General features: G+C 48.7%; 31 protein-coding genes. 15 read left to right on the top strand and 16 right to left on the bottom strand.

The annotated features are described in order from the left end of the window. The coding region (locus H6F90_RS29835) for a PleD family two-component system response regulator (protein ID WP_190555610.1) at positions 1 to 200 on the bottom strand (200 nt) is incomplete at its 3' end. Positions 201 to 500: 300 nt separating this feature from the next. Between H6F90_RS29835 and H6F90_RS29830 the strand changes: the two genes are divergently transcribed. The 3 genes from H6F90_RS29830 (at position 501) to H6F90_RS29820 (ending at position 1,943) form a co-directional block, all read left to right on the top strand. Beyond that, positions 501 to 728: a hypothetical protein gene (locus tag H6F90_RS29830; protein ID WP_190555609.1), complete on the top strand. Its 228-nt coding sequence runs from the start codon at positions 501 to 503 to the stop codon at positions 726 to 728. 167 nt (positions 729 to 895) lie between these two features. Next, positions 896 to 1,531, top strand: coding sequence for a ParA family protein (locus tag H6F90_RS29825; RefSeq protein WP_190555608.1), 636 nt, complete (start codon positions 896 to 898; stop codon positions 1,529 to 1,531). After that, on the top strand, positions 1,524 to 1,943 hold the full coding sequence (locus H6F90_RS29820; RefSeq protein ID WP_190555606.1) for a hypothetical protein: 420 nt from the start codon (positions 1,524 to 1,526) through the stop codon (positions 1,941 to 1,943). The genes H6F90_RS29825 and H6F90_RS29820 overlap by 8 nt, the downstream gene beginning before the upstream one ends. Positions 1,944 to 2,164: 221 nt before the next feature. Here the strand turns inward: H6F90_RS29820 and H6F90_RS29815 are convergent, their stop codons facing one another. Then, the gene (locus tag H6F90_RS29815; protein ID WP_190555605.1) at positions 2,165 to 2,341 is read right to left on the bottom strand and encodes a hypothetical protein; all 177 of its coding nucleotides are present in this window, start codon (positions 2,339 to 2,341) and stop codon (positions 2,165 to 2,167) included. A 269-nt stretch (positions 2,342 to 2,610) separates the two neighbouring features. Here H6F90_RS29815 and H6F90_RS29810 point away from each other — a divergent pair, with 269 nt between their 5' ends. The 6 genes from H6F90_RS29810 to H6F90_RS31680 all read left to right on the top strand — a co-directional run bounded on the left by H6F90_RS29810 (position 2,611) and on the right by H6F90_RS31680 (position 7,032). Then, positions 2,611 to 3,126 (top strand): hypothetical protein, encoded by a 516-nt coding sequence (locus H6F90_RS29810; RefSeq protein WP_190555603.1) that lies wholly within the window; start codon positions 2,611 to 2,613, stop codon positions 3,124 to 3,126. Between the two features lie 211 nt (positions 3,127 to 3,337). Beyond that, a complete protein-coding gene (locus tag H6F90_RS29805) occupies positions 3,338 to 3,820 on the top strand; it encodes a hypothetical protein (protein ID WP_190555601.1) in 483 nt (160 codons plus the stop codon). Positions 3,821 to 4,002: 182 nt separating this feature from the next. Then, positions 4,003 to 4,464, top strand: a complete 462-nt coding sequence (locus H6F90_RS29800) for a hypothetical protein (RefSeq protein WP_190555599.1) — start codon at positions 4,003 to 4,005, stop codon at positions 4,462 to 4,464. A gap of 113 nt (positions 4,465 to 4,577) precedes the next feature. Beyond that, on the top strand, positions 4,578 to 4,781 hold the full coding sequence (locus H6F90_RS29795; protein ID WP_190555597.1) for a hypothetical protein: 204 nt from the start codon (positions 4,578 to 4,580) through the stop codon (positions 4,779 to 4,781). A gap of 2 nt (positions 4,782 to 4,783) precedes the next feature. Next, on the top strand, positions 4,784 to 5,890 hold the full coding sequence (locus H6F90_RS29790) for a hypothetical protein (RefSeq protein WP_190555595.1): 1,107 nt from the start codon (positions 4,784 to 4,786) through the stop codon (positions 5,888 to 5,890). Between the two features lie 617 nt (positions 5,891 to 6,507). Next, complete coding sequence (locus H6F90_RS31680; RefSeq protein ID WP_190555593.1) at positions 6,508 to 7,032, top strand: ATP-dependent Clp protease proteolytic subunit; 525 nt, start codon at positions 6,508 to 6,510, stop codon at positions 7,030 to 7,032. 452 nt (positions 7,033 to 7,484) lie between these two features. On the opposite strand, the gene H6F90_RS29780 is transcribed toward H6F90_RS31680, so the two are convergent. The 7 genes from H6F90_RS29780 to H6F90_RS29750 are packed head-to-tail and all read right to left on the bottom strand — an operon-like array spanning position 7,485 to position 11,768. Then, a complete protein-coding gene (locus H6F90_RS29780) occupies positions 7,485 to 7,832 on the bottom strand; it encodes a hypothetical protein (RefSeq protein WP_190555592.1) in 348 nt (115 codons plus the stop codon). After that, positions 7,829 to 9,541, bottom strand: a complete 1,713-nt coding sequence (locus H6F90_RS29775) for a hypothetical protein (RefSeq protein WP_190555590.1) — start codon at positions 9,539 to 9,541, stop codon at positions 7,829 to 7,831. Before H6F90_RS29775 ends, H6F90_RS29780 begins: the two co-directional genes overlap by 4 nt. Further along, positions 9,538 to 9,813 (bottom strand): hypothetical protein, encoded by a 276-nt coding sequence (locus H6F90_RS29770; protein WP_190555588.1) that lies wholly within the window; start codon positions 9,811 to 9,813, stop codon positions 9,538 to 9,540. Before H6F90_RS29770 ends, H6F90_RS29775 begins: the two co-directional genes overlap by 4 nt. A 13-nt stretch (positions 9,814 to 9,826) precedes the next feature. Next, positions 9,827 to 10,348, bottom strand: coding sequence for a hypothetical protein (locus H6F90_RS29765; protein ID WP_190555587.1), 522 nt, complete (start codon positions 10,346 to 10,348; stop codon positions 9,827 to 9,829). 2 nt (positions 10,349 to 10,350) lie between these two features. Continuing rightward, a complete protein-coding gene (locus tag H6F90_RS29760) occupies positions 10,351 to 10,743 on the bottom strand; it encodes a hypothetical protein (RefSeq protein WP_190555585.1) in 393 nt (130 codons plus the stop codon). Continuing rightward, positions 10,733 to 11,287, bottom strand: coding sequence for a hypothetical protein (locus tag H6F90_RS29755; protein ID WP_190555583.1), 555 nt, complete (start codon positions 11,285 to 11,287; stop codon positions 10,733 to 10,735). The genes H6F90_RS29760 and H6F90_RS29755 overlap by 11 nt, the downstream gene beginning before the upstream one ends. A gap of 1 nt (position 11,288) precedes the next feature. Further along, positions 11,289 to 11,768 carry a hypothetical protein gene (locus H6F90_RS29750; protein ID WP_190555582.1) on the bottom strand — a complete coding sequence of 160 codons (480 nt, stop codon included), beginning with the start codon at positions 11,766 to 11,768 and terminating at the stop codon, positions 11,289 to 11,291. Positions 11,769 to 12,216: 448 nt separating this feature from the next. On the opposite strand from H6F90_RS29750, the gene H6F90_RS29745 reads away from it, so the two are divergent. Next, positions 12,217 to 12,615, top strand: coding sequence for a hypothetical protein (locus H6F90_RS29745; RefSeq protein ID WP_190555580.1), 399 nt, complete (start codon positions 12,217 to 12,219; stop codon positions 12,613 to 12,615). After that, positions 12,599 to 13,225 carry a hypothetical protein gene (locus H6F90_RS29740; RefSeq protein WP_190555578.1) on the top strand — a complete coding sequence of 209 codons (627 nt, stop codon included), beginning with the start codon at positions 12,599 to 12,601 and terminating at the stop codon, positions 13,223 to 13,225. The genes H6F90_RS29745 and H6F90_RS29740 overlap by 17 nt, the downstream gene beginning before the upstream one ends. Before the next feature lie 188 nt (positions 13,226 to 13,413). Here the strand turns inward: H6F90_RS29740 and H6F90_RS29735 are convergent, their stop codons facing one another. Then, a complete protein-coding gene (locus tag H6F90_RS29735) occupies positions 13,414 to 14,013 on the bottom strand; it encodes a hypothetical protein (protein ID WP_190555577.1) in 600 nt (199 codons plus the stop codon). Positions 14,014 to 14,104: 91 nt separating this feature from the next. Here H6F90_RS29735 and H6F90_RS29730 point away from each other — a divergent pair, with 91 nt between their 5' ends. Both H6F90_RS29730 and H6F90_RS31285 read left to right on the top strand, forming a co-directional pair. Further along, positions 14,105 to 14,266, top strand: a complete 162-nt coding sequence (locus H6F90_RS29730) for a hypothetical protein (protein ID WP_190555575.1) — start codon at positions 14,105 to 14,107, stop codon at positions 14,264 to 14,266. A gap of 21 nt (positions 14,267 to 14,287) precedes the next feature. Continuing rightward, positions 14,288 to 14,422 carry a hypothetical protein gene (locus H6F90_RS31285; protein WP_255525097.1) on the top strand — a complete coding sequence of 45 codons (135 nt, stop codon included), beginning with the start codon at positions 14,288 to 14,290 and terminating at the stop codon, positions 14,420 to 14,422. Between the two features lie 265 nt (positions 14,423 to 14,687). On the opposite strand, the gene H6F90_RS29725 is transcribed toward H6F90_RS31285, so the two are convergent. From H6F90_RS29725 to H6F90_RS29700, 6 genes are all read right to left on the bottom strand, one after another. Beyond that, positions 14,688 to 14,948, bottom strand: a complete 261-nt coding sequence (locus H6F90_RS29725) for a hypothetical protein (protein ID WP_190555574.1) — start codon at positions 14,946 to 14,948, stop codon at positions 14,688 to 14,690. Between the two features lie 9 nt (positions 14,949 to 14,957). Beyond that, entirely contained in the window at positions 14,958 to 15,161 is a 204-nt protein-coding gene (locus H6F90_RS29720) for a hypothetical protein (protein ID WP_190555572.1), read from the bottom strand. 3 nt (positions 15,162 to 15,164) lie between these two features. Continuing rightward, positions 15,165 to 15,686 carry a hypothetical protein gene (locus tag H6F90_RS29715; protein WP_190555570.1) on the bottom strand — a complete coding sequence of 174 codons (522 nt, stop codon included), beginning with the start codon at positions 15,684 to 15,686 and terminating at the stop codon, positions 15,165 to 15,167. Further along, positions 15,683 to 15,997 carry a hypothetical protein gene (locus H6F90_RS29710; RefSeq protein WP_190555569.1) on the bottom strand — a complete coding sequence of 105 codons (315 nt, stop codon included), beginning with the start codon at positions 15,995 to 15,997 and terminating at the stop codon, positions 15,683 to 15,685. Before H6F90_RS29710 ends, H6F90_RS29715 begins: the two co-directional genes overlap by 4 nt. Positions 15,998 to 15,999: 2 nt before the next feature. Further along, positions 16,000 to 16,326: a hypothetical protein gene (locus tag H6F90_RS29705; protein ID WP_190555567.1), complete on the bottom strand. Its 327-nt coding sequence runs from the start codon at positions 16,324 to 16,326 to the stop codon at positions 16,000 to 16,002. Between the two features lie 67 nt (positions 16,327 to 16,393). Then, positions 16,394 to 16,696 carry a hypothetical protein gene (locus H6F90_RS29700; RefSeq protein WP_190555565.1) on the bottom strand — a complete coding sequence of 101 codons (303 nt, stop codon included), beginning with the start codon at positions 16,694 to 16,696 and terminating at the stop codon, positions 16,394 to 16,396. Between the two features lie 288 nt (positions 16,697 to 16,984). Between H6F90_RS29700 and H6F90_RS29695 the strand changes: the two genes are divergently transcribed. Both H6F90_RS29695 and H6F90_RS29690 read left to right on the top strand, forming a co-directional pair. Further along, positions 16,985 to 17,140, top strand: a complete 156-nt coding sequence (locus H6F90_RS29695; protein ID WP_190555563.1) for a CopG family transcriptional regulator — start codon at positions 16,985 to 16,987, stop codon at positions 17,138 to 17,140. Positions 17,141 to 17,167: 27 nt separating this feature from the next. Beyond that, on the top strand, positions 17,168 to 17,536 hold the full coding sequence (locus H6F90_RS29690; RefSeq protein ID WP_190555562.1) for a hypothetical protein: 369 nt from the start codon (positions 17,168 to 17,170) through the stop codon (positions 17,534 to 17,536).

Genomic DNA, 17,536 nt, shown 5'->3' with positions numbered 1-17,536 from the left:
GGTAACTTCAAGTCCAGCAAAACAACATGCGGCTGAAACTGAGCCAGAGTTGAGAAAAAGCTACTGCCCTCTGCCAAACCCAGCACTTGGTAGCCGTGATGAGTGAGGTAGTCGGTCAGTAGTAATCGATTAAAGTCATCATCCTCAACTAACAAGACTCTTATCGCTGGGCTCGGTTCAGAAATCGGGCCATCTGTCATGTCACTGCTTACGAATAAAAGGCAAAACTAACTAAAACCCTAGGTTAGAATTGCAGCTTTTGAGCTTTTCATATTGCATATTGCATACTTTACATGCGCTCTTTACATAGCTCAGTGATCACAAGAAGCCTATTCATCAGTTCCACGTTGCTAAGTGCTAAGCCCGACTGCTAGAGCCATCCGACAGGCGTAGGGCGGGTTGAATGAATGCTATTGTTACGACGCCTAGAGACCTTAAGCAATTCAAGCAAGAAGCCTGCATGATGACTAAGGGCACATTAAGTCACTAGTCATCACTCCATGAATCATTTCATCTTTTGGGCACTTGGGTTTGGCACTTTATGGGGCGGTTTGAAGCTATTTGACGATGAGGTGATTCTGATTGTCTCTATTTTTGTCGGTGTAGGCTTAATCCTGGCTGGGCTGATTATGGCTCCGCTGCCGCTGCAAATTCCGATTGAAATCGCATCAGTTACTGCTTTGTTCAATGTTTGTATGCAGTGTATTCAACGGGGCGATCGCGCTTAATTGATAAACTCCCTTTTTTCTACACGGAATTAAGGGGACTTGTTCATATACAAACTTACAGACTTCCAAACCTGCAAAGTCTCAAACAAACAAAATAACAAAGTTTGAGAGTTTTCAACTTTCAAACTTCGTGACAAACTGACTCTCAAGCTTACGTTGTCTTCGCTATGAAAATAATTTCTGTAGCAGCCGGGAAGGGTGGGAGCTGCAAAACTACTACAGCGCTTGGGTTAGCAACCGTTCTATCAGAGCGCTATAAAGTACTAGTTATTGATTCTGACCCTCAAGGGAGTCTATCTTGGGTAGCCGATAAAGCAGGGGCGGCGTTTGATGTTGCCCAGGAAAGTGACCAGAAGATTTTGAGCAAGCTTCGCAAGGTCGGAGGATACCACGTCCTTATCTGCGATACCCCACCGGGACTGGACAGCAAAATTCTTGCAACCACTGTCGAGCTGTCAGACTACTCGATTCTGCCCTCGCCTACATCACCCCTCGATATTCGAGAGCTAACCAGAACTATTAACCAAGCGATCGCCCCCATTGGCAAACCCTACAGGGTGTTGTTGTCTCGGGTTGATAGCAGACGCATCAATGAGGCGATGGACATTCAGTCTCACTTGATGAGTAAGGAGATTCCAGTTTTCAACGCTGTAGTTCGTGCTCGGGTAGCTCATGAGCGGGCGATTGTTGAAGGCAAGTTGATCACTCAATACCGGGGCGCGGGCGCTAAAGAAGCCTCTGACGACTTTCGGCGAGTTGTAGATGAACTGCTCAGGGACGTAGGGAGTTTGGGTGATGCCTAGGAAAAAGATTACAGACTTACTGAATGACGAACTACAAGACTCTGTAAGTTCGGAACAACTAGAACCTAGAACTTCGGTTGAGCCTGCTCCTAAGACTACGCAAGAGCCAGGCTCTGAGACTAACAATCAAATAGAGTTACAAACTCCCAAACTTACAGAGTCTGAAACTCCTCAACTTCCCAAGTACCTTAGTCTGGAACGAAAAGAGGTGAGGCTGTCAGCAGAGCAGCTAGATGCCCTGACGATGATCACGCGCAGGCTAAATCGCAGTCGAGCTAAGCAGGGAGAGCGCATCACGGACAACACTCTGATTCGTGTGGCGATCGAAATGCTGATTGAGCACAGCGCCAAACTTGAAGGCGTTACAGAAGAAGAACTACTGGAGAGTTACAAGCGGGCTATAAATGATTAAAGCGAGTCAATGGCTGAGGCTTTGAAATGGGCACATCGATGATGTAACTCCTAACCAAAAAACTTGTTTAGTCCAAAATTTTAGTCCAGCTTTATATTTGCTAGTGTCACAACGCCTGTATCTAAAGGCTTTTCAAATTATGACTAATTGCGTGATATGCAATAGAGCAACAAAGGAGCTTGGGGCGATCGCTCATACCTTGGTTGCTAGGAGGCTTCTGTTTATAAGAATTCTTTCAGGCGGTGCAGTAGATCGCCATCTACAACGTATTGGTTATTTGCAATAGGTTGGGCTGTAGCCACAATTGTTTTCAAAAGCTCTTGTTTGGTTTGCCACCTATCTGCTTCTGCTACAAGAATTCTTGCGGGTGTTTGAAACTCTTGGGGGTCATTTTTCATCCTTTTACCTCCAATGTTTTGCATGTAAAGTATCGACGTTAGCATGCACAGTTCCCGACGTACACCCTAACCCAGATGAGCAGTGCTGGGGGCCGCTGTGAGTGATCCAGGAAATATCAGAGCACCGCAGCTTGCAGGCCCTCCAAAGGTATTTGGAGGTTTCGGAGTTGCAACTGGAGGGGCAATTGCATCCCTGAGCTTCTAGGTGCGATTGAAAGCTTGAGCGTTGGAGATCTGCTAGCTTGGTGCTATTTCATCAAAGAGTTGCAATGACACAACTACGAAGGCGTTTATTTTTTATTGCTCCTCGGCTACTCATCGCCTTGCCTGTTTGTTTGATTGCTTATGCATATCTACTCTGGTACGCTGTTCCACGTTTGCTGAAATCGGGTAATACTATCCAGACCTATATTGGCTTTTACATTCAGCATCCCAGTATCCTCGGCCAAGCATCCAATCTCCGTTGCGTAACTGATGGAGGACTCGATGCGATAGACAGGTATGAGTACCACTGCCGCTTTAATGTGAAACCATTCAGTGTCAGGCTGCTCGTTTGGGCAGATGGCCTCAAGTTTGGCAGGCTAACCTATGCCTCCGAAAATGAATGTGACCCATCAGACATAGTGGACCCTATGCATTTTGAGTATTCTCCTTCATGGCATTGGTGGAAGCCAGGGGAACTTGAAGTTGATTCTGGAGCACAATGCTACTCCAGCAGTACTGACGAGCTGGCGTATTCTCCAGCAAGTCAAACCGCTTACATGAGGAACTCGTACGACTTTTGAGTAGGTATCTAGAAGTGTCAGAGCTGGAACTGGAGGGGGCGATCGCAGCTTTGATGTTCTAAAAGGCGATTGGTCAAAGTATCATCATCAGCCAGTCATACTGATACTTGGGACAATTGTAAGCTTAGTTTGGCTGCTTTAGTGCTATTGCTCATAAAGAGGATGCTTAGAAGTACTTACAGTTTCCCAAAAGACTGCATGAGGAGCTTCAATGGAAAAACGATTAATTCGACTAATCTTTACTTTTGTTGTTGGTGTTCCTTTTTGTTACATTGTTTATCTTGTGATCATTGTTTTAGCTGTTCCAAAACTACTAAGTTCAAGTAGTACCATTCCAACTTATACAGGGTTTTACATTCAATATCCCAATCTCGTTGGAGAAGTGTTTAACCTCCAGTGTGTAACCAATGGGCAAACAGATTACGCTTATTCCCACTATTGCCGCTTTAATGGGAGCGCATCGAATATTTATCAGTTTATTGGGGAGAGGCAATTACTCGCCCAGGACTTTAAAGCTTGTCTCGACATAGATGTACCGCCGAATGTGGGAGAGTATCCTCAAACGACTTCGTGGAAACCGTCAGACCTTGAGGAGGAAGGAGAATGTTACGCCAGCGGCAAATTCGCCCGTGATGAGGTGTTTCTGCTGTATTCTCCAACAAGCCAACTTGCCTACATGCAGGAGAATGATTGAGAAAGCTGGACGGGAAATACAAGTAGCGACCGCCACCCGCAAATCAGCGAGATTAACGGCCTTAAAGAGCTAGGTGAAAGAGTGAAAGTGGCGATCGCTCAGAATGTTATCAACTAGTTATATGGATACTCGGAACAATTGCATGTCCATCTTACAAATGCTTTGACTGAGGATCTTTAGCAATGAACCGAACTATTGCGAGCAAATTTATAAGTTTTCTGCCAATAGCTGGAATGGCCATCTTGGTTTTTTCGCTTTTCATGCAATGGTTTTCATGTGGGTTTTCACCTGAAGAAATTATTTTCAGGTCAAGTTACATTGACTTGTTTAAAGAAAGCAAGTTGAAAGGAAGCAATCTAACTTTTCACTATTTAGAGTTTTTATGTCTTTCCCTTGCAACCTGCTTTTTGTTTGCCAGCTATTTTTCGAACAAAACTAGTATCAACAAATATTTTGTCTTGTTTTTAGTTATGCTTTTTCCAACGGTTTTGCTTTCAATGCTGCAGGCTTGGTTTCTGGATGGCATAGGTTACCACAGCACCATCACTTACCCTTGTTCTCTAGAGCCTGGATTCAGGCTTTATATCTTTGGCTTGGTCGTTATTCTAATTGGAAGCTGTTTCAGAGCCAGAAGAAATGCTTGAGAGTAAGAAGAAAAACTTAAGAAGCACTTTGGATTGAGGGTTAGTTGCTTTTCTAGTGAAAGGCTCTAGTTTACTAAGACCTATTACTAGTGGCGATGTGCTGCAGGAGAAACATGCGGAAACTGACTCCAGAACGCGCTAGGGAGACTCGTGAAAGTGCTTTGGCTTGGGTGGCCACGAAACGGGCTAGGGAGCAAGCTCAAGAGTCTGGCACCTCTCCAGACAGCAGTTCGCCATCAGAACCCGTAGAATTGCCTGATTCAAGTTCGCTACTGGAACAGAGCGATCGCCAATATGACAACGAACTAAGCAACTAACGATGCAAACACTAATTACAAATTTCTTAATTCCCGACCATATTAGTGCAGGCTTAGCGAGTGGAATTTACGAACGTGTTGGTGGCGTGATTCGTGAGGTAGGCAGCAAACACGTTGTATCTTGGCTCCGGGAGGATTTGGCACTGAATGGCGACGGGGGTATGCCACAAGTCACATCTGCTGCGAATATGCTCACTCTTGGGGTATCAGTTATTGGCTTTGCAGTCATCATTCAACGCCTTAATGAGCTGGAGAAGCGTTTGCAAGATGTCACAGAGTTGCTCAATAAAGTGGACCGCAAGATTGATCTCGGCTTTTATGCCAAGTTTCGGGCGGCTTTAAATTTGGCGACTAATGCCTTTACGATGCATCAGCCTGAAAACCGTAGAAGTAGTGCTTTATCTGCCATCAAGCTCTTTTTAGAAGCTGAACATATCTACACTGACTTTGTTGATCAAGAGCTCAAGAAACAAAGCCAGATTGCTGATGAGTATTTACTGACTCTAGCACTGGCCTATATCGCCGAAGCTCGTTGTTATCTGGAGCTAGAGGAAGGGGATACTGCTTTGCGTCGCTTTCAGGAAGGGGCTGAGCAAATTCGCGATCGCGTTGCTAGATACATTGAAATTCTATTAACCTCAAATCCAGCTGCTTATCTAGATCCTCAGTTCAAAGGTCAAACTGATTTGCGTCGCCTTACACGTATCTATCAATGGCTAGACCCATCTTTAGATGAGAGTGCTGTCTTTGAATTACTTCGAGACCATCTGTTTAGTTGGAAAAAAGACCAAGGAACGGAGTTGGGCTACAAGTGGGTTCAAGAGTTACCTCCAGCCATTGTGGCCACAAGTGAGGTTCAGGGCAGCATCTTTGGCAATCGGGAAGAAATGAGACAGGAGGCTATGAAGCGGTTGCCCAAGGTATTTGAAGTGATGGAATCGATGATTGAAACGAATTATCGATTTGAGTCTTACCAGACTGAGATCAAAGCGATTTCACAACTCGGCATTTCTTTCCATGATTGGATGGAGTTAGCTCCATCTGAAGAAATTGCGCCGGAAGCAAAGAAGTTGATGTATATCACTCCACTCGAACCAATGGCGGTATGAATTGGAGAGCCCGACTCCACTCAACCTGAGTAGGTAGTGTGGCTGATCCTTACCTCCCTCAGCTCAGGAGCACGTCCCTACTGATGCCAGTCTCCCCCTTTGATTCATGTGCAATTTCTAGGACTTTGCAAATTTTGCACATGAATCAAAGTTGACCAAGCAGCTGCGATCGCATGTTCACACAATCGTATGGTTGTACGAAAGTGCGCAGCCAGTATATCGGGAAGCGAGCTGCTTGGGAAGAACAGTTTAGAACAGAAATAACGGAATGAGGTTACGGCTCCAGCATGTAGATAGCACTGCAATCTCAACCAGTCTATTTCTCTCACAGAGTTTCACTGAGTGGGTTCATGCATCATGCAATCCCTGTTTCCACAACAGCACCTTGATTGTTCCTAACTTTGTTGTTAAGAGCTTCGGTAGAATGAAAGAAAGCAGATCGAAGAAGCGTTCTCAACATTCGGGCTAATGTCTGGAATAGTGAATACTATAGGGAGAATCTGCTGAGGTAACGTTCAATCTGGGTCATTAGAGCGAATGAGTGAGCTCCATTAACTCAATAGGACGAACAACCCTGAATTCTGTCTAATCAATAGCTCAGTGAGGAGGTGCGACGGATGTGGCCGTTTGGAAAACGTAAGACGCCTGACCTCGAAGAGTTGTGTCGGCACCGTATCATCCGGCTCGATGGCGAAATCACCGAGGCCACAGCCCAGATGGTTATCTCCCAGCTACTATTCCTACAGCACGAGGATGCCCGGCAGCCAGTCACCCTCTGCATCGAGTCCAGGGGCGGCAGCGTAACTGCAGGAATGGCAATCGTGGATACTGTGCGGGAGTTAGAGCCACTGGTTTGCACCTGGGCACCGACAATGGCCCACGGGATGGCAGCCATTGTGCTGGCTAGCGGCGGTAGGGGCGAACGGGTGGTCGGCCCTACCGCCCAACTCTCGCTGACCCCACTCGAGGTCGCGGCGGATTGGCACCCGGAGGTGAACCGCATCCGACAACAGCTGGCTAGTGTCATCGCCGAGCTGTGCGGGCAGCACCTGGAGGTGATCTCCCAGCACCTGCTGGATGGGCTACTTCTCACCCCATCCGAGGCAGTCGCCTATGGATTGGCGGATCAGGTTGGGGCGTAGGCAGTAGCACCGAACTATCTGCTGCAGGTGACTTGGCCTACAACATTGCTCCTCATGCCCTAAAGATCCCTCGTGGTTGGGTGCCAAATTTTTATTTGTCCTAGACATAATGGGGAAGCGGTCACCACCCAAAGTTATGGGCGATCGCCTCGCCCTTTCAAATCTAAATAGCAAAAAATTAGGCCCATAATCGTGGGCCTAAAAGTAGAACAAGCTTTTTCATTTTATTGATCTGTTGGGAGCGTTTTTGATTCGCTCAATAAGAAGACACTTACCTGAATCGCTCATGGATGTGATCGCACCTCCAAACTGACTCCACAGCCATTCAATGATTGCTTTGTCTTGCTTAGTTGGTTCTGAAGGTGGCGGAGGTTGCGATCGCGTCTTCTCCCCAGGGCCACCAGTCAGAAGGATGAAGCCGAGGATTAATAAGACGAGCAATAGTATTTCCATCACTCCCCCTTAGCCGCACACACTAAACTTTTCACCCCTTCGATCTGTGCCTGCTGTGCTGCGAGTTGTTGGGTTAACAGTTGGTTCTGTGCCTGCAACTGTTGGTTTTTGAAGTTGCCGATACCCTCACCGATTAGCTGAAATATCAATGCCCCCGCCACTGCAACCACGGCAGCAGGTATCAGGAAGTTTGGGATTGCAGAGACAGGGCTAGGGGTCGGGTTAGATGCTGCACTCCCTCCTCTGGCGTGCCAGTTAATCACAATGCCGTTATTCACAGGCGCGATCGCACCCCCCTCAGCCCGGTCAATTTCAACTGATTGGTTCTCTCTGGTTGCTAGTGTCATGCTGCTAACCTCTGCGAAGTTTTCTCTAGCCAACCCTGCTTGAGTAGCAGGATGTATTGGTCTGTGCTGCGGCTGTCAATTTGTAGGGGATGCGGGCAACTACCCTTAATCCAGTTGTTCTTGTGGTGAGCACATTCAGGGTTAGACCTGTCTTGGTGGTGACCATCACAGAGCGGGAACAAGTCAACCGCAGGCTGGGGGTTGTCACAAATGCTGTTGCCTTCTTCGTCCTGATATCGGACGTGATGCACCTCGGTCGCTGGTTGGGTGCATCCGGGATAGCAGCACTGGCCTTGAGTCATCGTCATTGCGAGGGCTGCATTACGTTCGTGCCCCTCGGTGTAGCGGTAGGTATAGGGGTTCTCTTCCTCGCTGTCCTCGACCTCATCACTAGAGATGTCTACAGGGCGATCGCTAAATTGCTCAGCAGGAATCAGGCATCTAATCTCTGGTTGATTGTCGGGGTAGTGAGGTAGGAACACCAACCGCCAGCGCCCCAGCAAGTTGGTAAGGGCCAATACTCGCTCATTGTCAAACTTTGGCCCATTCAGATACTCAAGGAATTGATCGTAGAGCTTCCGCCTAATTAACTCATCATCAACGATCGCATTTCTACCCTGGAGAGCATCGTTAATGGCCCCATGCTTACTGCCTCTACCCAATACAGCGAAGTAGCAGCTACGCTTGATGGCACCATTGAGAGCAATATCTTCTTTGTTGGCGCTATGGGTTGTAATCCAATCCGTGAAAAGTTTAGAGCGTCCCTTGGTTGCCTGTTCGTAGATGGCAGCATTGGTCAGCTTGGCGATCGGCAAAGCCTTCTTATTTTTCTTATTCAGGTCGTCAAACAGTTCAGCCGCATCCAAGATGTTGTTGAACTCTTCCAGAATATTGATAGTCGGGAAACCTGGAGCCTTCCGCAGTCGTGGACGCAGAGCATAAAGTCTACTGTGGGCAATGGGCGCTAGCTCATAATCCGCCGCGTACATGTAGCGGTTAGGGTCTTTCTCCAGCCCGCAATATGTCTCGTCATCTTTCCCAGCGAAGACATACATATCCACCCTACCCTGATGCAGTTCATGAGCTTTATGAATTGCAGCTCGCAGGAAGTTAGACTTACCAGTGCCAACGGGAGCGGGGATGATGACTGAACCTGCTTTACTAGGGTCGGTCGTGGTTAGCGTGAGAGTGTGAGCCAAATCTTCAGTTGGGAAGGGTAGACCATCCTCCACGACAACTGTGGGCTGTGCTTGAACTACTACTGCGCCTTGAGTGGTAGCGATCGCCGTTGCTGCCGTTGCCTGCGGCTGCGCTGGGGGTAGCTGTTGCTGCTGACTCTGCCCTGCTAGCTGCTCACGGGTAGGCATCGGAGGCAAGACAGAAGCCTTAATATTCTGCGAGGTCATGAATGCGAGTGCTGCCCACTTCTGAGCTTCTAGCTGGTCGTAAGTTTCTACTCTTACGGTTAGCTTGCGCTCATCAGTAGCCTGCCCCGATACCCGGCGATAGATAAACCCTGCATCTACCAAAGCCATGACTCTAAGGCTGAGACTGAACCAGATCGGAAGCTTTGTCCCGTTGACTCTGGCAGCAGGCAGCAACAGGAAACATAAGGCAAAAGCGACGAACCAAGCAGTACGAATGGATGAGCGGGATAGCACCGCCCGATCCTGCTTGATAGATTGTGGGTCGAACGGTGCGATCGTCATAGTGCCCCCACCACCACGCCAAAGAGGAGAGCCACAACACGGGCAATCATGCTGGCAATGAAGAACTCAGGAGTGAGCTTGTACCGTTCAATCAAGTGGTCATCCATGAGACAGGTCATCACGATCGCCACGACGATGAGACCATAGGAGATTCCAACAAACCAGCGCATACCTGGATAGGCGATCGCGTTCATCGTGAGGATGGCTGAGAGGCACACTTCGATTAGGTTCTCTGCCATCAGTACGGGATAGTCTTTGGCTGCTTTCAACATCACTCATTGCCTCTCAGTTGTTTATGGCTGCTTGCATCTGAGAGTTCCATTGCTGTAACTCATCAGTCATTGCCTTGTTGTGCTGAAGAAGTGCTTCAAACTGCCTGTCTTCCTGGAACCAATTCATTCTCTGACCCTCAATGAATGCGGCTAGATCAGAGTTAATGTGCAGTTTCTTGGTGTGGTTCACAGCCTCGTGCTTCTGATACTTCCGCAGTGCTGCATGTTCTTTGAGGTCAGCATCAGACCGTCTGGCATAAGCCTTCATCAGTTCTTCCCAGCGCTCGGCATTCTCCTCATGCTGTTGAGCCTTGGCTTGCGCCTTGCCCAGCTCGGTAGGGTTAACAGTTCTGACTCGCTCAGTCTTGGGAGCGGTGGAATGCACACCCCCCTCTGGTAACTTAGCTGGCCCCCAAGAAGTGTTACGACCCTTTAGCCGGAACGCCTCTACCGGACTCTGTTCTACTGGGGTAATGCCTACGCTGTTTCTGCCCTTACTAGAAAAGACTTTACCCATTGCGCCCATTAGACCCATGACTAATAACTCCTTGTAATTGGTTGACTAACGACAGGTTGAACAGGCCAGATAGCGTTACAGGTGAGAGCTAGGGTAATGCTAATGACTAGGCCAGCGCTGAACTTGAATGCTGCATCCTCTAAGCTGTTGGGGATGACCAGCGACCAAAAGAAATCAGGATGAAACTCAACCCCTCCGAACTTAAAGCGCAACATCTTAGGGTTGACGGGTTCCTTCTGCGCTTCAAAGTACTGCTGAACTAGAGCAAAGATTCTCTCTGGTGAACCTGCCATGAACTCAGCCATCAACTGAGCCACCTCTTGTTCCTGCAACACTTGAGCCATCAGCAGTTCATCTAGAAACTGTTGCACCACTTCAAGCGATAGCTCTGGTGCCTGTGCCTCAAGCTGCATCCCTCACCCCTGCCGCAGCATTCACTTGATCAATCTTTGATTGAAGGTCAGCCTTCACATTGCCCCAAGAGTTCTGCATCATCTGGCTAACGTTGATGTCATACCCTCCCTGTGCTTGGAGGTCAGCAGCCACCCCGCCCCAAAGACGCAGACCCAGGTTCCGGTTATAGTCGCCTAGCATGTTGCGAATCTCGGCAAGCTGAGTCTCTTGCTGCCCAACGTAGTTAACTACCTGGGACTGCAAACCGTTGACGCTATTGGCGATCGCCTGCTGTGTCTCTAGGTCAATCGCTTGGGGTGGGTGCTGCTGCTGTGGTGCCTGTGTTGGAGGTTGGGCGGGCTTACCCTTGGCGAGTCCTCCAGTCTTGCTCGCTTTGGTAGGCTTGCTCTGTTGTTGCTGCATTGCTTCCAGCCAAACCGCCATCATCTCGCTATCAACTTCGTCAGCAGTCATTTTGGCAGAAGTCAGCTTCTCCTCTACTTCCGCTTCAGTGAAGTTGAAACCGTTATCAGCAAAAGCTTTTTGAATCTCAGTAATGGTCATGTCATGCTCCTAATTTTTCAATCCACCAGTTGATCTGCTTGGTGCTGTACTGCTTGGCCTTGCTGAACTTCTGCCCATGTCGTTCAGCAATTCGGTACAAGCGCCGGGGGTTGATGTCACAGCCTGTCAGCCGCTCCAGTGTCTTGTGTAGGTCGCGCCCATAGCAGGGCTGAACTAACGTGTTCACTGGAGTCTCAGCGATCGCATCTAGAAACTTGGCTTGTTCCTTCTTGCGTCGCAGCTTCGCCATCGTCACCAACACTTGCTCATAGGTGTAGTGCTTCCAAGGGTTCTGCTTCTTGAGGTATGCCAGTACAAGCAAGCACTTAGTTTGAAACTCTGTCAGCCACTCACCCACATGGGGATGAGCCGCAGGAATTTCACAAACTCGCTTCCAAGTACGCCAGGTCCGATCAGATATGGCGCGACCGTAGACCAGAGCGCATTTTTCCATTACTTCGTGACCTGGCAGCAACAGCATTTCCCCTCCTTGCCTTGTTTGTCTTTTTTGTCTTGTTCTGCCTTAACTAATAACACACAAATCCAGAGAGTTGCGGAAGGCTTTGCGGGTGGCTTGTCAAGTTGTGTCACCCTGCCACAGGCTAGAAGTCTTTCTGTGTGAGTGCTGGAGGGTCATCAGAAAAAATTGAGGTGTTCCGTGTCAAGTCTTCCGCTTATACGGAAGGTGTAGAGGCTCAAACAATTACCAGTGCTAGAGTCGGTGTCACGTCACCCCTGACAAATTGATTAGGTTTTGTGAGTTGTGTCAGCAGGGGTTAGAACCAGAGGCTTTTAAACTCAAGGCTTGCGCCCATGCGGAAGACCTAAAACCGGGAGGCTTGAGTGGAAGACCTAGAAGCTCTAACCACAAAGGTTTGAGGTGTTCTAGCAACTTGGGTTAGGCTTAAGGTGTCTTAGGCAAGACAGGTATGAGCAAGCAGCTACAGCTACGCATCACGGTTAACCCCGACGAATACGAAACCATCAAGGCGATCGCGGATCAGTGGCAACTGTCCATCACTGCGATTACCCTCGACTTCTTTCGACTTGGGTTTGATGCGGGAGTAGAGAAGTATCGGCGCATGGCTGAAGCGCTAGAACGCGATCGCCCTCAGTTCAGAAGCTTGGCTCATGGCATCTGCACCAACTGGGATAAGCTGACCCGGACGAAATTGAACCCTGAGAAGCTGGCAGCCATTCGGGACGGCAAGAAAAAGCCCACTGAAACGGAGTTACTCAGACTTGCCTTGGCCTTGGATGTGAGCGAGGAGTATCTAGAATCTCTGCCCCTGCTAGATGAGGAGACGACTAATGCAACGTGCCACTGAGCTGCATCACCTTCTTCCTTGTACTTGGCAAGTGCATCCTGTTATCGACGGGTTAAAGTTGGTGGCTCCCAAATACACAGCAGCCGAGGAACTGTTGCAAGGTGCCAAGCAGAGTTTGAAAGATATAGCGACTCGGCTAGGCGTAGACCTACTGATTTGCTCTGACGACCAGGCTCAACCCATTGAGCGGATACCAGGAAGCGATCGCAAGCTAGCGTTCGGTTTAGAGGTGCCCAGTTCCAGGGATTTAAGCAGAGCCACTGACGCTGAATTGATGGTGGCGATCGCGGGTTCTGAAGTCTCTGCCTGCATCACCACCACTGGAGACAACAAAATTGTGGCAGCTAACTTTGCAGTTACGCCAAGTCACGGTAAGCCCTACCACCAGATGATCGGTTCAGATCTAACCCCGCTCTGGGATGTGGAGGAGTTAGGGCGAATCATGCGATCGCTCAAACATGACAAAGGCATCAGAGAACTAGAGTATTGGTCATGGAAGTGGACACAAGAGGCTGACGGGTCATACAACAGGACAAAACAAGAGTTAGTAAGGCATGCCTACTTAATTCAGTTTGATGGCGTTCCGTGTCGTTTGACGCTTGGGGTTTAGTAGTTCAGATCGCCGTAGCTCGAAACATCGAGAAGCCCGTAGGCCAAGATGCCCTACAGCCCTAGTTAAGCGGGAGAAAAAATGGAAAAGAGCAATGCAACGCATTAGTAAAGTAGAGGCATTGCTAGCGGAGATGTGAGCGATCGCATCTTTATATTCCTAAATGCTTCGTGAGGACAGTGGGGTTTTTACAAGCTGTCCAATTGCTTACTTAGGTCTGCCAACTCAGCATCAACATCTCGTGTTAACCCAAGCTGCTCCTTTAAGCTCTCCACCGAAGGATCAACGCCTGGATTGGTAGCCTGAAGATTAACGAACTTTGCTTGGTTTTCAAATTTGGTTTTTAACGCCTCTAGATTGGTTAAGGATCGTCTTAAACTCCTAACCTTATCCACTGTGATATCGATCTGACTCTTCAGGGCCTGCACAACCTTAATATGAACGGCTTTGTCTACAGAGTGTTGAAAAACAGCGTTCATATCATGCTCTGCTAATGCCAACTGAGCTTTTTGATGCGACTCTACTGCTTTGGCTCTACTTTGGCTGCACTGTTTTTCTATACTGCCTTGTACCGAGCCGATCGCATCTATGGCTCCACGTAGTTCGCGAATGCCTGCTTCCAAAGTTTTTTCTGGATCATCAAGAGTTGACCTTGATCGAGCTTTTGATCGAGCTTTCTCAAAGAGTGACTCTGTACGTCTATTCATCGTGAGTGGATCAGAAGAGCTCCTCTGAGGCTCACTTTTTAGTCCCTCAAGCTCCTCATCAACCTTCAATTCTTCTGCCACTAACCTCTGGTACTGCGCCTCTAGCTCTTCGCCACTGAGATCAAATTCGCCAATCATAAGATTCAGGATTCTGAGGTTCTACGCCTCCAAAATGCCCTTTCATTTAGATAAGGTAAACACGCACGAAGCTTTCTTTATCCAGCCTTCAAGCATGAGAGCGATCGCCAAGTCTATCAACTGGCAGGTTCCCATTGGCACCAAGCCGCACTTTTGGGCACGGTTTATCACGCTGGGAGGGAAGAGACGGCAATAATCCAATCGTGTAGGGCACCTATTGGCACCTTCTGTCACCCCCTGCCACAATTTGCGGATGTTGTGCCACTGCCGCACCTCGGTTGGCGATCGCTTCCCCAAAACGCCCGACTGTGGTTTAGTTTTTGCGCCATACCTAACGCCTGCCGTCGCGTGACCGTCGCGTCGCGTGTCGCGTAACTACAGCATCCTGTCGCGTGCCGTCGCGTGACCGTCGCACACTTGCCGCAAGTCTTCCAAACTGCAGCTTCGACGCAGTTCATCCATCTCTGAAAATGAGAAGTTGCTGCACTTCGAACCGATCCACTTCATGGAGTGGAAGTTTATCCAACCCGCTGCCTACCATAGCGATCGCAACCCATAGTCAGCAAAAAGCCCACCTCAGAGAAGTAGGCCGCAAGGGTGTAACTGCAGTGATGGAACTATAAAGCTTTCAGGTCTGCTTCCGCAGCACTCCTGACAGGCTCGAATCGTTTACGAGGAATACTCTCGTCTAACTCGATAGAATACCACCAGCCGCGCTCTGCCTTAGCAAAACCAGTTTCTGTTGCATAATCTATGCCGACGATCACCCCGTAGTCCTCCCACTCGTCATCAATTCTCACCCGCTGCCAAAAACGAAATTTAGGCTTACGGATGTTGCGCGGTAGCTGCATGCAAATAACTTTAGTTTTGGTTCGCATGTTGCACCTTTACCAAGTTTTCTGGAGTTCAACGCTGGGGGTGTAACGACGACCGACGATGATCTCTAGAGGTCTGTCGAGTAGATGTCGCGATCGCCAGAGTTCATCAGCTTCGTCAACGCAATTGGTAAGAACGGTAAAGCGATCGGACTGTGGAATTACATCAGAAGCTGTCTTTACGAGAGCAAGCCATTTGAAGAACCTTTCATCCATGTCTTACGCTTCCTCCGTGGATTGGGTTCTTCTGCTCTTGAAGCAACATCTTGAGCTGGCATATTGGCGATCGCCTGACCAGGTCTCCAGGTAGTAGCCAGCAAGCCAAAAAGCACCATAGTAGTCTCGCCAAATCCGGTCTGCCACATCTTCCTCGTCAGGCCACAAACGCACGACTACGTTGTTTCCCTTGACTTCAATTTTGATTTTCTGCGGCTCCTTAATTGAGCCCACCATCTTGAAAAAGAAGTGATCAAACAAGGGCGCTGATTTGTCGTAGTCAGACAGCATTTTCACAGGCAGAGACTGGATCATTTCCCTGCCGCAGTTAATGTTGATTGTCTCAAACTCCAGTTCATTGGCTCCCTTGACCATACTGTCGAGAAAAGGGGATTCAGTCAGGCGATCGCCATCCTCCATCGATCTGCACGAAATCGTGACGCTATTTAAGCTCAGGTCTACGGAAAGGAAGCAGTTGAAATTTCCTAGCGCGAGCTTCTGTCTTACGAGTTCTTTAAGTGTCATGAGCGCTCCTTCTTGCCTGGTAGTTGCGATCGCCAGTAACGGTTAGGCGACATCATTAGATTTGCGAATTCCTCACCTTGCAAGCGATTTGATCGCCGCCATTCCAGGAGAGTTGGCTTAATTAGGGCAGCGACAACGCCTTGATTCACGTAGCCCATTGCAGCCGTTACAGCATCACTTGCTAAGAGAAGGCGTTGTGCCGCAACACAGAAGTTTTCGGATTTAGGGTGTCTGACTCGTGCTGTCCATCCATCTTGTTCGGGCGTTACTTCGATGACCCAACTTCTGTAAGTAAAGAGAATGATTTCCATGACTAAGGCTCCACTGCGGCTCTAATGGGCTTCTCTTTGCGCCATACACCACGAATGGATGCGGCTAGGCAGTTGAATTCTTTGAGAGAGAGGCGATCGCAGTTCATCATGTCGCTCAGCACTTCACGAATAGCTAGCTCTGCTGTGCCTATGTCGGCAAAAAGCATTGCGGCTTTAATGGCATCACAAGCTGAATCAAAGCGAGTCGCTACCACAAAGAACTCATTGTCAGCCTGCTGACGTGGGTGGCTGAGATGGGCTGTATATCCATCTGAATCAGGCGTGACTTTGAGAATCCAGCCACGGTAGGGGAATTGAATGATTTCCATAATTAAATCTCTTCTAGTACGGTGAGGCTGTTATAGTGGGCGACCTTGCGATCGCCCGTCTCCTCAACTAGAACGGTGCATCACACCATTGGTACTGAGTGGTGTGCCAACCGGAGCCGAGCACAGCATCCAAGCATTTGTCGATCGCAGCTTTGCAGGGATTGATCACCACCACATCAGCAGTAGCTTGCTTGCCTGATTTGTGAGTAATCTGGGCGATCGCGCGGTAGGTGTGCTGTGGGTATTTGATGGCGTTGGGATGTGTGCAGTAAAGGATGCGGCCAGACCCACGTTCGTCGCCAGAGGAAGAGGCAGGGACGATCGCTGAAGTGCTGGAGCTGGAGGTGGGGCAGGCAATTTGTGCAATCATTTGATAATCCTGAAAGTGTTTGCTTTTGGGGGTGCCTGATCCTCTGTGCTGTGCAGGCGTGAGAGGGGAGGGCTTAAGTTTGGGCGATCGCTAGTTGGCTGCTGGCGACCGCCCTTTCAAGTTTTTGAAGCTCTTTGTTCCGTCGGGTGGGGGCTGCTTCGTTCCCTTTGCCTTTAATAACTCCATAGTAACTCCACTAAGTCACTTCGTCAACTCTAAAGTGGGTTGACTATATAACTAAGCAAGGTTACGCTTGAGCTGTATAGTTGCTAGAGAAGAGTTACTCGTATGACATTGGCAACCGATAAAAAGAAAATCTCTGCGTACTTGGATGAGCCGCTTTTAGAGTGGTTTCAGGAATATGCGAAAAAGCAGAAGCGATCAGTTTCATCCCAGATCAGTTTCATGATCGAACAACTGAAGGATGCCGAAGAAGGAAAGTAGCTAGTTCGCACAAAGGAGCGATCGCACATGGCACAACTAACACTTGCCTACCTGCAAGAGCAGATTACTAAGTTGGAGGCTGAACAGAAAAAACTAGCCGCCCAGCAAGAATGGATGGAGCGAATCTTTCAGGTTCACGGTATTAGCGGTCCTTGGGTATCACCACAGAATGCCGCTGACCTTCTCTGTATTGATAGGCGCGGCGTGATGCAGCATGTTCGCAGGGCTGAGCGATTCAGAGAGCTTGGGCGAGATTGTGAGTGCCAGTATGGAGTGCATTACCGTCAAATCCCCAGAGTGAAAGATGAGCCAAGCGAACGTGCTACGTGGCAAATCCATGTCACCGAGTTTGAGAAGCTTATATCCATTCCTCAGGACAACTTAAGGACAGGTTAG

This window comes from Trichocoleus sp. FACHB-591 (assembly GCF_014695845.1).
Lineage (GTDB): Bacteria > Cyanobacteriota > Cyanobacteriia > FACHB-46 > FACHB-46 > Trichocoleus.
This window is presented reverse-complemented; position numbering and strand designations above follow the sequence as displayed.